General features: G+C 66.8%; 11 protein-coding genes and 1 tRNA gene. 4 read left to right on the top strand and 8 right to left on the bottom strand.

Annotated elements, in window-relative coordinates:
• The first annotated feature begins 291 nt into the window (after positions 1-291).
• Positions 292-2,115 carry a hypothetical protein gene (locus CAM01S_RS02665; RefSeq protein ID WP_066515952.1) on the top strand — a complete coding sequence of 608 codons (1,824 nt, stop codon included), beginning with the start codon at positions 292-294 and terminating at the stop codon, positions 2,113-2,115.
• A gap of 245 nt (positions 2,116-2,360) precedes the next feature.
• Here the strand turns inward: CAM01S_RS02665 and CAM01S_RS02660 are convergent.
• A tRNA-Lys gene (locus CAM01S_RS02660) sits at positions 2,361-2,433 on the bottom strand.
• A gap of 124 nt (positions 2,434-2,557) precedes the next feature.
• On the opposite strand from CAM01S_RS02660, the gene bcp reads away from it, so the two are divergent.
• On the top strand, positions 2,558-3,028 hold the full coding sequence (gene bcp, locus CAM01S_RS02655; protein ID WP_066515945.1) for a thioredoxin-dependent thiol peroxidase: 471 nt from the start codon (positions 2,558-2,560) through the stop codon (positions 3,026-3,028).
• A gap of 6 nt (positions 3,029-3,034) precedes the next feature.
• Here the strand turns inward: bcp and CAM01S_RS02650 are convergent, their stop codons facing one another.
• On the bottom strand, positions 3,035-3,487 hold the full coding sequence (locus CAM01S_RS02650; RefSeq protein ID WP_066515943.1) for a hypothetical protein: 453 nt from the start codon (positions 3,485-3,487) through the stop codon (positions 3,035-3,037).
• Positions 3,488-3,779: 292 nt separating this feature from the next.
• Here CAM01S_RS02650 and CAM01S_RS02645 point away from each other — a divergent pair, with 292 nt between their 5' ends.
• A complete protein-coding gene (locus CAM01S_RS02645; protein ID WP_066515941.1) occupies positions 3,780-4,028 on the top strand; it encodes a WhiB family transcriptional regulator in 249 nt (82 codons plus the stop codon).
• A 140-nt stretch (positions 4,029-4,168) separates the two neighbouring features.
• Here CAM01S_RS02645 and CAM01S_RS02640 read toward each other — a convergent pair whose 3' ends face one another.
• Positions 4,169-5,665, bottom strand: coding sequence for a sensor histidine kinase (locus CAM01S_RS02640; protein ID WP_066515938.1), 1,497 nt, complete (start codon positions 5,663-5,665; stop codon positions 4,169-4,171).
• Positions 5,666-5,872: 207 nt separating this feature from the next.
• On the opposite strand from CAM01S_RS02640, the gene CAM01S_RS02635 reads away from it, so the two are divergent.
• On the top strand, positions 5,873-6,232 hold the full coding sequence (locus CAM01S_RS02635) for an Rv3235 family protein (protein ID WP_066515936.1): 360 nt from the start codon (positions 5,873-5,875) through the stop codon (positions 6,230-6,232).
• 229 nt (positions 6,233-6,461) lie between these two features.
• On the opposite strand, the gene secA is transcribed toward CAM01S_RS02635, so the two are convergent.
• The 5 genes from secA to mtrB all read right to left on the bottom strand — a co-directional run bounded on the left by secA (position 6,462) and on the right by mtrB (position 14,630).
• Positions 6,462-9,254 carry a preprotein translocase subunit SecA gene (gene secA / locus CAM01S_RS02630; RefSeq protein ID WP_066515929.1) on the bottom strand — a complete coding sequence of 931 codons (2,793 nt, stop codon included), beginning with the start codon at positions 9,252-9,254 and terminating at the stop codon, positions 6,462-6,464.
• 281 nt (positions 9,255-9,535) lie between these two features.
• Positions 9,536-10,261 carry a ribosome hibernation-promoting factor, HPF/YfiA family gene (gene hpf / locus CAM01S_RS02625; protein ID WP_066516749.1) on the bottom strand — a complete coding sequence of 242 codons (726 nt, stop codon included), beginning with the start codon at positions 10,259-10,261 and terminating at the stop codon, positions 9,536-9,538.
• Between the two features lie 166 nt (positions 10,262-10,427).
• Positions 10,428-11,141 (bottom strand): phosphoribosyltransferase family protein, encoded by a 714-nt coding sequence (locus CAM01S_RS02620; RefSeq protein WP_169795813.1) that lies wholly within the window; start codon positions 11,139-11,141, stop codon positions 10,428-10,430.
• Positions 11,142-11,253: 112 nt separating this feature from the next.
• Complete coding sequence (locus CAM01S_RS02615) at positions 11,254-12,942, bottom strand: LpqB family beta-propeller domain-containing protein (RefSeq protein WP_083527662.1); 1,689 nt, start codon at positions 12,940-12,942, stop codon at positions 11,254-11,256.
• Positions 12,939-14,630 carry an MtrAB system histidine kinase MtrB gene (mtrB, locus tag CAM01S_RS02610; protein ID WP_083527661.1) on the bottom strand — a complete coding sequence of 564 codons (1,692 nt, stop codon included), beginning with the start codon at positions 14,628-14,630 and terminating at the stop codon, positions 12,939-12,941. Before mtrB ends, CAM01S_RS02615 begins: the two co-directional genes overlap by 4 nt.

The raw sequence follows: 14,630 nt of genomic DNA, 5'->3' as shown, positions 1-14,630 counted from the left end.
GCCGAACCCGCACCGCGCGCTCCCGCCGGTGTCGCACCGGCCCGGCTCCGGCGAAGCCGCCCACACCGTCGCTGGACCCTCGGCGCGAACCCACCAGTTGGGGTCTGAGGCAGGTGAGTCGAACGACTCCGACGCGCTCCGCGCGGGGTCGTACTGCTTCCGATCTCAGCACCCCAAACCCTCGCGGCATAGAGCAGGCATGCGCACACAGCACACCCTGAACTCTCCGCTCGCCACCCCACCGGGCATCGTCCTCGGCCCGTCCGCGCGGCTCGTGGTGGAGGTCGTCCGATGACCGAGGCGAAGCCGAAGTATCACGACTTCGAGAAAGCCGAACAGTGGATGTCGGACAGCTGGGGCATGTCGATGTCCAAGCACATCCGCCTCGGCCAGGTCGTCCCGAACGAGCTCGCCGTGCACGAAACCGTGCTCCTATTCAGCCGAGCCGCGGTTCAGGACCGCATCGAGGCGTGGAAGCAAGAAGACCAGCACTCCACCCGCGGACGGAAAGCGCAGCTGAGCGAGACCAGCGTTCTCATGCTCGCGTTCGTCACCATGCGCGCCCGGCACAGCGTCAGCATCAAACACATGGCCGAGGTCGCGATGGCGCTGACCACGGCGCAGCGGCTCGCGCTCGGCATCACCGAGTTCACCCCGCACCAGGACACGATGTATCACCGCATCTGGGAGGCCATCTTCCGACTGCGGGCACTCACCGACCGTCATCCCGGGAAACGCCGCCGACGGATCACGGAAGCAGAACGCGCCGCCGCCGTTGGCCGCCGCGACAAGGCGGAAATGGCCAAACGCCACCAGCGGATGCTCGAACTGACCAACCTCATCATCGAGGGATCGATCGCGTTCCTACCCCGCGAAGTAAAGCGACGATTCCGCGGCGCAGCGGCGATGGATGCGACCTTCATCGAGGTGTCGGGAAAGCAGAAATCCGCGAAGAACATCAAACCCGGCGACAAGGTATCCACGAACTACGACTGCGGTTGGTACGGCCGCCAGGGCAGCCACGGTCCTGACGACAACCCGAGAGGACTGTCCGCATTCGGCTGGGAGCTGGAATTCCTGGTCATGACCGCCGACCCGAACGAAACCGAAGTCGCGTACCCGCGCCTGTTCCTCTCCACCAGCGGACACCTCCCGGGCGGTCTTGCCGGTCACGGACGGTTCCTCTGGGAATCAGCGAAGCACCGTGGTCACACGATCAGCACCCTGATCGCCGACCGCGCCTACTTCCCCGGCGCGAAACCCGAGGACCTTCAGCGGCCCCTCGCCCAAGCGGGCGTCAAGGTCGTCATGGACTACAAGAACGAGGACTTCGAACTCACCCAGCAGGCGTTCTACAAAAGCCCCAACGGGGTCCACGACCTCATCATGGTCACCGGCAACTGGTATCTCGGCTTCATGCCCACCGCCCTCATCGAAGCCGAGAAGACCTACCGCGACTTCCGCGAAGCGGTTGAGAACCTCCCGGCCGAGGAGAAGAAACAGAAGATCGCTGAAGCGCACGCGCTCCTCCGCGCCCAACGCGAAGAGAAAAAGAAGTACCGCCTCAAGCCGCGCAGCGGCTACGACCTCACCTGCGCCCGCCAATACACCTACCCCGAGTTCAACGACCCGGAAGTGTATGACGAACGCGTCGGAGCGATGGTGTCCGTCGCCCTCCCGAAGACCGTGAAGATTCCCGGCGTGCTCAACGATGAACACGGCAAGACACACCAAAACCACATCAAGTACGGCCAGGACCTCGAGTACAAATCCGCGGCGTGGAAAGCATGGTTCGGCAAGCGGAACAACATCGAAAACGGCAACTCCTGCCTCAAAGACGCAGACCGCGCCGCCCTCGCCGTGCCGATGAAGCGACGCATGCGCGGACCCTGGATCATCGAGCTCGCTGGCGCGATGGCCGCAGCGACCGCGAACCTCTCCCGAATCCTCGACTGGCTCAAGCTCCGGCTCGCGATGCGAACCCTCAACCGCAAAAACGCGACCAGCGCTGCCCTGTTCGAACCCGGCCTTGATCGTCTCACCGTCGACGAACACGACCTCCGGAACCCGTTCAACAGACTCGCCGAACTCGAAGAACTCAGACTGGTCGTCTAACCGCGACCCGCCTCCGCACAACAGAACACAACCCCACCTCCGACGGAGCCACGCTGCTCCGCCGCCGATGCCCCCTGCTCGATTCCGGGCCGGGGGCATTTTTGCGTTCCCCACCCCCTCCGCGACAGCGGCGACGTGCCGTCCCAGAGCCAACGTGCGCCGCTCGGGCGACCCTGATCGGTGTCAGGTGGCCTATGTCGGGAATTTACCAACCGAAATTCCGCAATACTCCGACCACCCCGAAGTGCGCCCCCTGGGACTTGAACCCAGAACCCACTGATTAAGAGTCAGTTGCTCTGCCGATTGAGCTAGAGGCGCGTACGTCGCCGCACAGTCGAAGATTCGGACCCGAGCCGCAACGGGAGACAACAATAGCATGGGATGAGCGGCCGCCCGGACGGGCGGTACCGCGACAGATCTCACCGCTGAAGGAGCTCCGCAGATGACCGATCGTCTTGCCGCCGGCGACACCGCCCCGGACTTCACCCTGCCCGATGAGAACGGCACCGAGCACAGCCTGCACGACCTTCGCGGCCGCAACGTGATCGTCTACTTCTACCCCGCCGCGTCGACCCCCGGCTGCACGACGGAGGCATGCGATTTTCGGGACAGCATGTCGAGCCTCCAGGCCGCGGGCTACGAGGTGCTCGGCGTCTCGAAGGACGAACTGCCTGCGCTCCAGCGCTTCAAGGAGGAGCAGTCGCTCACGTTCCCGCTGCTCAGCGACCCCGATCTCGCCGTGCACAAGGCCTACGGCGCATACGGCGAGAAGAACAACTACGGCAAGGTCGTCACCGGCACGATCCGCTCGACGATCGTGGTCGACGCCGATGGCGTCGTGTCGCTCCCCCTGTACAACGTCAAAGCGACCGGACACGTCGCCAGCCTCCGGAAGAAGCTCGGGCTCGACTGAGTCCGCTCACTCCTCCGGCTCGCGGTCGCGCTCCGGATCGCGAGCCAGGAGGCGCGTCACCGGTGGCAAGAACACGAGGACGAGCGCAATCACAGCGGGGATGAGCAGCGCCCACCCGATCGACGGGACCCGGAAGACGCCTTGGAACGCGCCGATGCCGATCGCGACGAGGATGAACTCCCACACCACGATGCCGCTGCGCACCCAGGGTCGGGCCCGCACGAGTCCGATGCACATGAACGCCACCCAGAGCGTGGTGATCAATGCGAGGATCGCAAGCGCGATGCCCCCCGATTCGCTCGATGCGCCTCCGGCGAACACATCGACGATCAGGACGAGCGTGACCGCGACGAGCGCGAGGAGCTCGAGCACGAGGATCACCAGGAGCCCCAGCGCGGCCGGCGTGCGAATCGCGCTCCGATCAGGCGATTCGTATGCCGGGTTGGGGGTGTTCGACACAGCGTTCCTCCAGTCTGAAACCCTTGATTTGGGGATACCAGTATGGAACGATGTTTGACGGTCGTTCGGACGCCACGAAGAGGTGAGTGTCCCCCGCAGTCGGTCTCTCCCCCGAGTCCCGAGGCGGGATGTGACTCTCTCGAGTGATTCCTCCACCCCGAGGTTCGACGCGCTGCGATGTGCAGCGCTCGAGTTCACGGCGAGCTTTGGTTCGCCCATGTACGCTGCACGAGAAGCCCACGTCCCCCACTGCGGCCGCGACCGAATGAATCACTCATAAGGAGCATCAGCCATGGATTGGCGTGACAAGGCAGCCTGCCTCACCGCGGACCCGGAGCTCTTCTTCCCGGTCGGCAACACTGGTCCCGCAGTGGACCAGATCGAGAAGGCGAAGTCGGTGTGCGCCCGCTGCACCGTGACCGAGACCTGCCTCCAGTACGCACTCGAGACCTCCCAGGACTCCGGTGTCTGGGGCGGCCTCAGCGAAGACGAGCGCCGCGCACTCAAGCGGCGCGCAGCCCGCGCGCGCCGCGCCTCCTAGGGAGCCGCACGGACGAGCGCTCGCAACGAGCGCGTCGAATACACCCGAACCACGAAGCGCCCGCCGCATCCACACGGATTGGCGGGCGCTTCCTCGTTGCCGCTGTCAGGATCAGCGAGCGCACCGCAGACCCGCAACCCTCAGGCCGCGGCCGTGAGCCAGCGGAACGGGATGAAGATCGTCACCTCGGTGCCGCTGCCGACGAGCGTGTGCCAGTCGATGGTGCCGCCGAGCTCGCCTTGGATGAGGGTGCGCACGATCTGCGTTCCGAGTCCGGAGCCGACCTGTCCCTCGGGCAGACCGCGGCCGTTGTCGCGGACCTCCACCTCAAGGTGGTCATCGAACCGGTGCGCGACAATCTCGACCTCGCCGTCGCGGCCGTCGAGTCCGTGCTCGACGGCGTTCGTCACGAGCTCCGTGAGTCCGAGCGCCAGCGGCGTCGCCGCCTCCGAGGGGAGCACCCCGAACTCGCCCGTCTTCTTCGGGTGCACGGTCGTGTTGTGGCTTGCCGCGACCTCGGTCACGAGCTTCAGAACGCTGTCGAACACGTCATCGAAGTCGACGTTCTGACTGAGTCCGGTCGAGAGGGTGTCGTGCACGACGGCGATCGCCGCGACACGCCGCATCGCCTGCTGGAGGGCGTCCCGAGCCTCATCGGAATGGGTCCGTCGCGCCTGGATCCGCAGCAACGATGCCACCGTCTGCAGGTTGTTCTTCACGCGGTGGTGAATCTCTCGGATGGTGGCGTCTTTCGTGATGAGTTCGCGCTCCTGATGCCGCATCTCGGTGACATCGCGGCAGAGCACGATCGCGCCGATCCGCTGCCCGTGGTCGCGGAGCGGGATCGATCGGAGGGTCACCGTCACGCCCCGCGCATCGATATCCGCCCGCCATGGCGCACGCCCGGTCACCACGAGCGGCAGCGATTCGTCCACCTCGAGCTGGGCGCCCAGGAGGTCCGTCGTCACCTCCGCCAGCGACCGCCGCTCGAGCTCCCCGTCGAAGCCCATCCGATTGAATGCGCTCAGCCCGTTGGGACTCGCGAACGTCACGACCCCGTCGACGTCGAGCCGTAGCAGCCCGTCCGATGCGCGCGGCGCTCCTCGACGCGGGCCCGCTGGCGCTCCGAGGTCAGGGAAGTCGCCGACGGCGATCATGCCGAAGAGGTCATTCGCGGAGGTGTTGAAGGTCAACTCCTGGCGACTCGGGGTCCGGAGCTCGTCGACGTTGGAGTGGCGGGTGACTACTGCGATCGGGCCGTCGGTCGTCTTGGTGCTGGACGCGGTGAGCCGCCGCAGCACTGGGATCGCGCGAACCCGCGTGGGTGTGTCCTCGTACCAGTCGGGCTCCGCCGAGTCGACGATGGCACTGTCGTTGAAGCACCGGGTGATCTGGTCGAGCCACTCTTCACGGGCATGCTGACCGATGATGTCCCGATAGAACAGGGTCGCCGCTGACGACGGACGCGCGTGCGCGACGGCAACGAACGAACCGTCCGCCGACGGCACCCACAGCACGATGTCCGCGAACGACAGGTCGGCGAGCAACTGCCAATCCCCCACCAGCAGATGCAGCCATTCGACATCTGCGTCGCAGGAGCGACCTTGGGCGATGACAAGTTCACTGAGGGTCGGCACCTGTCAAGTCTAGGTCGGGGCGTGAGGCGCCCGGACGCCGGTCATCCACAGGGTTGTGTGCGAAACAACATCCTGCATTTCATACTTTACTAGCATCGACCGGCGATCGGTGGCGCCCGTCACCAGGACCGGAGAATCATCTTGCCTCACACCAGCGCGCTCCCTGAGCCGGCTCCCACACCGGGTCAGGGGTCTCCACAGCGCCCGATGCCGCGCTCGGAGGCGCCTCCCGATCCCGCCGCGACCGCGCGCGATCTCGCGCTCTGCGCGATCGAGATCATCTGCGGCGCTCGCGACCTCGAGACGATCGCTCGGTGGATCACTGACGATGTGCAGCGACATCTCGAACGGCGCATCGTCATCGCCGCGCGCGGTCGCTCCGTCCGTCGACGCACCGCGTCAAGGCCGATGCTCAGCGTCGGCACCGTCCGCTCGTGCCGGCCTGCCGCCGGGGTTGTCGAGGTCTCAGTGGTCGTCCACCAGCGACCCCGCGTGCGCGCGGTCGCGGTTCGGATGGAACTCGGGCGCGACCAGCGCTGGCGCGCCAGCGCCATTCACGTCCTCTGACCCTGGCCGAGCGTCGGCGGAGTACGCCCGAATCGCCCGGAGCGCCCGAACCGCCTGCTGCATCGCCCGAAACACCCGACCCGAATCGCCCCCTGCATCGCCCGGAGTGCTCGGCGTTCCCCGCCCCGACTACTCCGCTGGGACGGGCGCGTGCCCGCGTCTTGCCGAAACAGCATCACGGCCCGTCCGCGGGGCGCGGAAACGGGCCGTGACTCGGTGAGACTGCGCCTCAGCGTTTTGCTGCGCGGCGTGCCGCTCGGTTCGTCGCGATCGCCTCTTGTCCGGAGGCTGTGGCTGCGGCTCCGAAGGCTGCGCCGCGTTCCGGTGCGCTCGGCACCTGCGCCTCCTCTTGCTCGGCCTGCTGCCGTTGGGCGAGCGCGGTCGCTGCCTGCTCGAGGCGTCCGCGCTGGTCCCGAACCTCGACCTCACCGTCGATCGAGGGAGCCGAGTACTCGAGGCCCGAGACCCCCGGTTCGTCCTCGCCGAGGCCCTTGGCCTGGATGATCGCGTTCTCGCCGTCGGTCTGAACCTGCACCTCGAGGTTGAAGAGGTACCCGATCGACTCTTCGCGAATCTGCCCCATCATGCTCTGGAACAGCGCAAATCCTTCGCGCTGATACTCGACGAGCGGATCGCGCTGGGCCATCGCCCGCAGCCCGATGCCGTCCTTCAGGTAGTCCATCTCGTAGAGGTGATCGCGCCAACGCCGATCGATGACGGAGAGCACGACGCGACGCTCGAGCTCGCGCATGGCTTCGTCGCCGAGCATCTCCTCGCGACGTTCGTACGCCAGACGTGCGTCGGAGAGGATCTCGCGGCCGAGGAACTCACGCGACGCCTTGCCACGCGAGCCGGCTTCGGTGATGACCTCGTCGATGGTGATCGAGATCGGGTACAGCGTCCGCAGTTCGGTCCACATCGCGTCCAGATCCCAGTCGTCGGGCGAGCCGTCGGACGTGTGAGTGTCGATGATCGCGTCGACGACGCTCTCCAGGAACTGCTGCGCGCGGTCCTGCAGGTCGTCGCCCTCGAGGATGTGCCGACGGTCGCTGTAAATCGCCTCACGCTGCCGGCTGAGGACGTCATCGTATTTGAGAACGTTCTTGCGGATCTCGGCGTTGCGCGCCTCGACCTGGGCCTGCGCGGAACGGATCGCGCGACCGACGAGCTTGTTCTCGATGGCGAGGTCGTCCGGAATGTTCGACCGCCCCATGAGGCTCTCTGCGGCACCGGAGTTGAACAGTCGCATGAGGTCGTCGGTGAGCGACAGGTAGAACCGGCTTTCGCCCGGGTCGCCCTGACGGCCCGAACGACCGCGGAGCTGATTGTCGATACGCCGCGACTCGTGCCGCTCGGTGCCGAGGACGTACAGGCCGCCGGCGTCGCGAACCTTCTCCGCTTCGAGCTCGACTTCGGCCTTCATGCGATCGAAGACGGCGTCCCACTCGGCCTCGTACTCGTCCGGTGTCTCGGACGGCGAGAGCCCCTTCGCGTGCATCTCCTGGACGGCGAGGAACTCGGCGTTTCCGCCCAGCATGATGTCCGTTCCACGGCCCGCCATGTTCGTGGCAACGGTCACAGCGCCAAGGCGGCCCGCTTGCGCTACGATCGCTGCCTCTCGGGCGTGGTTCTTGGCGTTGAGGACCTCGTGCTTGACGCCGCGTTTCGCGAGCAGCTTCGACAGGTACTCGGACTTCTCAACGGAGGTGGTACCGACGAGGACGGGCTGGCCCTTCTCGTGGCGCTGCTCGATATCGTTCGCGACCTGCTCGAACTTCGCCTGCTCGTTCTTGTACACGAGGTCGGTCTGGTCGATGCGCTGCATCGGCTTGTTCGTCGGAATTGCGACGACACCGAGCTTGTAGGTCGACATGAACTCGGCGGCTTCGGTCTCAGCGGTACCGGTCATGCCGGAGAGCTTTTGGTACAGCCGGAAGTAGTTCTGCAGCGTGATCGTGGCGAGCGTCTGGTTCTCGGCCTTGACCTCGACGCCCTCTTTCGCCTCGATCGCCTGGTGGATGCCCTCGTTGTAGCGGCGGCCCATCAGGATGCGGCCGGTGTGCTCGTCGACGATGAGCACTTCGCCGTTCATGACGACGTAGTCCTTATCGCGCTTGAACAGCGAGACCGCCTTGATGGCGTTGTTGAGGAACGAGATCAGCGGGGTATTCGCCGACTCGTACAGGTTGTCGATGCCGAGATAGTCCTCGACCTTCGCGATCCCGGGCTCCAGCACACCGACAGTGCGCTTCTTCTCGTCGACCTCGTAGTCCTCACCGGGGATCAGCCGGGAGGCAATGGCCGCGAATTCCATGAACCACCGGTTCGCCTCCCCCGAGGACGGGCCGGAGATGATGAGTGGCGTGCGGGCCTCGTCGATGAGGATCGAGTCGACCTCGTCGACGATGGCGAAGAAGTGGCCGCGCTGCACCATCTCGGAGGTGTGCAGCGCCATGTTGTCGCGCAGGTAGTCGAACCCGAACTCGTTGTTCGTACCGTACGTGATGTCTGCCGCGTACTGCTCGCGGCGCTCGGCCGGGGTCTGCCCGGCGAGAATGCAGCCGGTGGTCATGCCGAGCGCTCGGAACACACGCCCCATCAGCTCGGACTGGTACGAGGCGAGGAAGTCGTTGACCGTGATGACGTGCACGCCGCGAGACGGAATGGCGTTGAGATACGCCGCCGTCGTGGCGACGAGGGTCTTGCCCTCACCGGTCTTCATCTCGGCGATGTTGCCGAGATGCAGCGCCGCGCCACCCATGAGCTGGACGTCGAAGTGGCGCATGCCGAGCGTGCGCTTCGATGCTTCTCGAACTGCCGAGAAGGCCTCGGGGAGCAGGTCGTCGAGCGACTCGCCGCTCGCATACCGCTCGCGGAGTTCGGCGGTCTCGTTGAGGAGATCGTCGTCCGTGAGGCTGGCGAAGTCGTCTTCGAGCTCGTTGATCGCGTCGGCATAGGCCTTCAGACGGCGAAGGGTGCGACCCTCACCGATGCGGAGGACTCTCTCCAGCACGTTGGTCACGCGTACTCCTTATGCGGTCGTCGAGCGCGAGGCGTCGTTTCGATCCGGTCGGATTCCCGCCCGCGCTGATCGACGAGCAATGCTAGCAACCGCAGAAGCGGTCCGCCTGAGAGCGAATCCGGCCTGGTGGGCGATTGCGAGCGATCCCGGGGGTGGCGTCGTGCTGGGATGTCCGACCGATCGAACGGTCGGACCGGACATCCCAGCACCGAGGGCCAGGTCGAGGCCCGCAGAGCGTCAGGCCGTGACGCGCTGTACCTCAGGCCGTGACGCTCTGAACCTCAGGCCGAGACCCGCAGAGCGTCAGGCCGAGCGATGCTCGACTCGTCCTGCTCCGAAGCGACCCCGGAGGCGTCGGCTCCCGGTTCGTCGATCGCGATGACCCCGTAGTCCCAACCCTTGCGCCGATACACGACGCTGGGGCGACCGGTCTCGGAGTCGGTGAACAGGTAGAAATCGTGCCCGACGAGCTCCATGAAGTAGAGCGCGTCATCGACGGTCATCGGGTTCGCGGAGAACACCTTGCGTCGGATGACGACCGGGCAGTAGACATCATCGTCCTGCTCCTCGGCCGCTGGCACGACGGGGATCGCACCGGTCGCGACCGTCTCGATGAGACCGCCGTCTGCCGGAACGACGCCCATATCGGCGAAGGACCGCCCGGCCGCCTCGGCGACCGATGTCGGACGGTGCCGACCGCGGTGAACCTTCTTGCGGTCCTTCGCGCGCCGCAGCCGCTCCATGATGCGGGCAAACGCGAGGTCGAAGGCGGCGTACTTGTCGGACGCGGTCGACTCCGCCCGGACAAGCGGTCCTGGTCCGACGAGCGTCAGTTCTACACGGTCGTCACCCGGGTTACCACCGGATTTCTCATGGTGTCGACTGACGCGGATTTCGAATGCGAGCGCCCGATCGGCGAGCGCGTCGATCTTCGCGGATTTCTCCTCGACGTAGCTCCGGAATCGATCGGTGATACCGACGTTCCTGCCCGTGATCGTCACGTCCATGGCGGCTCCCATCCAGACTCGGCGCGTCGCCTCCATCCGGCGATCTCCTGACGCCTTGCGGGCGAGCGTAGCCCGTAATCACGCGAAGGGGGTGAGATTTCTCGAGCGAGCCGGTCGTGCGACACGCGTTCGCCCTGCAGCGTGCCTGGTTCGCAGGCGTCCCCGATCACTCCACCACGCTCGCCATCGCCACACATCGCACGATGGTGCCGCCCGCCGCTCGAACCGCGCGGACGGCCTCAGCGAGCGTCACCCCGGTGGTGATCACGTCGTCCACAAGAATCACCCGCGACCCGGCGATACCGCGAATATGGTCTGCCCGGAGCGTGCCGACCGTCGCCTCGACGCGTTCGACCGCCGATCGTGACTTCTGGCCACGCGAAGTACCCGATCCGCGCCGCCGACGGAGCAACGGTGCGGATCGAGCGAGTCGCGACCGCCCCGGCGAACGCCCCGGCGAGCGCACACGCCGGACCAGCAGCTCGACCGGGTCGAAGCCACGGCGCAGGAACCCGGCACGAGTGCCCGGCACGCGGACGATCCGCGCGTCCGGATGCTCCGCGAGCGCACGCTCGATGCGCTGTGCGGTCGGCGCGGCGAGGAGCGGCAGGAGCTCGGTCTGGCTCCGGATCTTGATCGCGAGCATGATGCTCCGCGGCAGGCCGACGTATTCGAAGGGGGCGTCGCAGCGAACGCCGGCCACGAGCCGGACGTGACCGGGCGCCTGGCTGAGCCGTCGACGGCAGCCGTCGCACAGCGCTCGGTCCGGCGCGCCGCATCCGACACAGTCGACCGGCAGGATCAGCGCGAGCGCGTCGAGCACTGCGTTGCGCAGCGCCGCTCGCTGCGGGCTGCGTCGGTCCAAGATCCTCATCGTCATGCCGGGAGCATGCTCCCGACCAGGGCGGGGCGGGGACGACGGGGGGCCGCTTGTGGAGGCGGGGCGGGCCTCCCCCGCGGTGGAGGAGCGGAAGACGCGAATGCCCTGGCAGCTACCGCTGCGTCGCCAGTACGTCGGCGGTGATGCCGGTGCTGTCCCAACCGCCGCCGCTCTGCGCGAGCACCGAACCATCGGACATCCGGAGCAGGATCGAGTCGGAGCTGCCGCCAGTCACCGTCGTCGCCGTACCCGCCGGCTTCGGTAGCGTCGAGGAGTCGCCACCGATCGTCGCCGACACGACGGAGACGCCCGCCTGCGTCTGCCCGATGGAGGCAATGCTGAGATCGCTCTGCCACGCCGCGTCGAGCGGGGTGCCGGAGGCCACCTGGACGCGGATGGGCGTCGTGAGCGCGGTCGGCTGTCGCGCTGTGTTTCGAACGATGCCCATCACATAGAGCGCAGCGCCATTCGACGTGTTCAAGAGTGCGAGCGCCCGACTCGAGTCCCGCGACACCGCGAACGCGACAAGCGTCCCGGACGGCAACGAGGACGCGATCGGATGCTGGCCGCCGTTCGCATCGAACGCGATGATCGACGTCGGATCCGTCGACTCCCCCGACCAGAGGTACCCGTCCTCGTCGATCGACGGCGCGATGAGATTCGGGCGCGCGTCCACCCTGAGGGGCAGCGAGGTACTCGCACGGACGAAGTACGCCCCGGCCGCCGTGAGGACGGCCGCCGAGCCGTCGTTCTGCGTCAGCTCGATCGCGGTCGGATCGAGGGCTGCGATCTTCGCTCCGATGTTCGGCACGGTCGCCAACTGCGCGGTGCCCGGCGTGGCGAATCCGACGGTCTGCCGGGCCGCGACGACGGGCCGCGGATCGACGTCCGGATCTCGGAGTGGCGCGGCGCCGCTCGCCGGCGGGATCGCGAGAGAGGTGCCTTCCACCGTGATGTCGACCGAGGAGATCGACGCCACCGACGACAGACTCTGCGCGAGCTGCTCGCGCATCCAGGCCTTCTCGGTTGCAGTCGCCTTCAGTGCGTCACTCGTGAGGTCGACCTGGGCGGTCCCGTTCGCGGTCGTGACCGCATTGAGTGACAGCTGCGTGCCCTCGGGGAACGCGGACACCACCGCCCCCTTCAGCCAGGGGCTCGGTCCGTCGAGGAGCGCACTCACGATGCGCGTGCTCGTACTCGACCGGGCGAGGAACCACCGCTCATCCGGCACCAGGTACTTGTGCGTCGGATCGTAGAAGTACAGCGGGTGCGCCTGGAACACACTCGCGAAGCTCACCGGCGAGAGCACGATGCCGTCCGGCGCGTAGCTGATGCGCCACTGCCCGCCCTCTTTCACGAACTGGAACGACAGCGTCGTGAACGCGGGTCGCACGGACGGCGTGTATTCCCCGTTGGCATCGACCGTCGCGCTTGCCGTCATCGTGTAGGTGTAGTGGCTGTCGTCGATCCGCCCGATCGTGCCCGTCCCGGATCGGATCATCACGCTCTGCCGCGGGTTCCACCGCTGCGCGAACCGCTTGCTCAGAAACTCCCGGGCGATCGCATAGTTGTCCTGGTCGCCCGTGGCGGCATCGATGAACTCCCGGAGGATCGTGGCTTGGTCGGCGTTCTCCGTCGGCCCGTTCGGTCGATAGTCGACCCCCGGCGGCGCCTGCTCCTGAATCTTGCCGCCGACGCGAACGCCCCCGCCCGTCGGAATGGCGGCGCAGCCGGTGACGACGACCACCATGAGCAGCGCCACCACGGCCGCGAGCATGCGCCGGAGGCGCACCCCCTTCATCGTCGCCCCCCGAGAATCGCGAGGTTCGGGCCCTCGAGCGGCTCGCCCGGCGCGGGCAGCGGAATGGCGGAAACCGTCTCGGGCACACCGCCGTGTCGCGGCAGGGTCAGCACGAACACCGACCCCTCGCCTTTTCGGGACCACACTCCGATGGTGCCTTTGTGCAGGTGCGCGTCCTCGAGACTGATCGCCAGGCCGAGACCCGTGCCGCCGATCGTTCGCTTCCGGCTCGGATCGGCGCGCCAGAAACGATCGAAGACGCGCTCGACGTCCTCGGGCGGCATGCCGACGCCGTGATCGCGCACGGCGATCGCCACGGTGTCCGGGTCGCTGTCGACGACGACCTGCACCGGTCGCCCCTCTCCATGCTCGATCGCGTTGCCGACGAGGTTGCGGAGGATCCGGCGAATCCGTCGGCCGTCGAGCTGCATCTCCACGTGACCACCAGGCGTTGCAAGTTCAAGCAGGCTGCCGGCACGCTGGGCGAGGGGCCGGTATTCGTCCACGAGGTCCGCGGCGAGCGCGGCGGGGACCACAGCCTCCGTTTCGAGCGCGACGGCGCGTGCGTCATATCGCGAGATCTCGAGCAGGTCTGCGAGCAGCAGTTCGAAGCGTTCGATCTGCGCGTGCAGGAGTTCCGCGGAGCGCGCGATCGAGGGCTCGAATGCGTGGCGCGCGTCGTAGATGACGTCGCCGGCGAGTCTGATCGTGGTCAAGGGCGTCCGGAGCTCGTGGGACACGTCGGACACGAATCGCTGCTGCAGGCGCGACAGCTCGGCGAGCTGGGTGATCTGCCGACCCATGACGTCGGCCATGTCGTTGAAGTTCGTTGCGAGGATGGCGAGATCGTCCTCTCCGCGGACGGGGATGCGCTCCTCGAGTCGGCCGGCAGCGATCTTCCGGCTCGTCTCGGCTGCGGCGCGGACGGGAACGACCACGAGTCGCACGACGAGCGAGGTCACGAGCGCGATGAGCACGATGAGGGCGACTCCCCCGACGGTCAGCGTCTGCGAGACGAAATCGAGCGTCTTCTGGGCGTCGCTCAAGTCGTACACGAGATACAGCTCGTACTGGCCAGCGCTCGGTATCTGGAGGGTCGACCCGACTGCGAGCCCCGGCTCACGTTTGCCGCTGTCATCGAGCGCGACGGGCTGGAGGCTGAGATGGCCGCTGTTCTTCGCGACAGCGCTGCGCATCGCGGGCGTGATGACCGCGTCGGGAAAGTTCGGCGTGGCGATGTTCTGCAGCGTTTGAGCAGTCGACTGCCCGGGTGTCCGGAGGATCGCGAGCATGGTGCCGCCCGGACTCGTCGTCGTCGAGAGGATGGCCTGCTGCGCCTCGTTCTGGAGCGTTTCGAGCTGGGCTTGATTGTTGTCCTCGGCAGCGGTCGCGGCGTCGAAGATGTTCTGCGCGACGACGGTCGCGCGTTCGGACTCCGATTGGATCTGATCGCGACGCTGCCCGTACACATTGCTCGAGATGCTCGCCATCACCGCGACCCCGATGACCGACACCGCAAGGCCCGAGGTGATCACCGTGATCGCGACGGCGCGGAACATGAGCGAGCGCCGCCACAGGAATGCGATCGACCGCAGAACGCGTCGAGTTGTCCGCGACGCACGCATCCACACCTCGCGCACCGTCATCGACGATGACGGTCGGGCGGCGCCGACGGGCGGCAGCGGCAT

The organism is Curtobacterium ammoniigenes NBRC 101786 (assembly GCF_001571045.1).
In the GTDB taxonomy this organism is placed as follows: Bacteria; Actinomycetota; Actinomycetes; order Actinomycetales; family Microbacteriaceae; genus Curtobacterium; species Curtobacterium ammoniigenes.
This window is presented reverse-complemented; position numbering and strand designations above follow the sequence as displayed.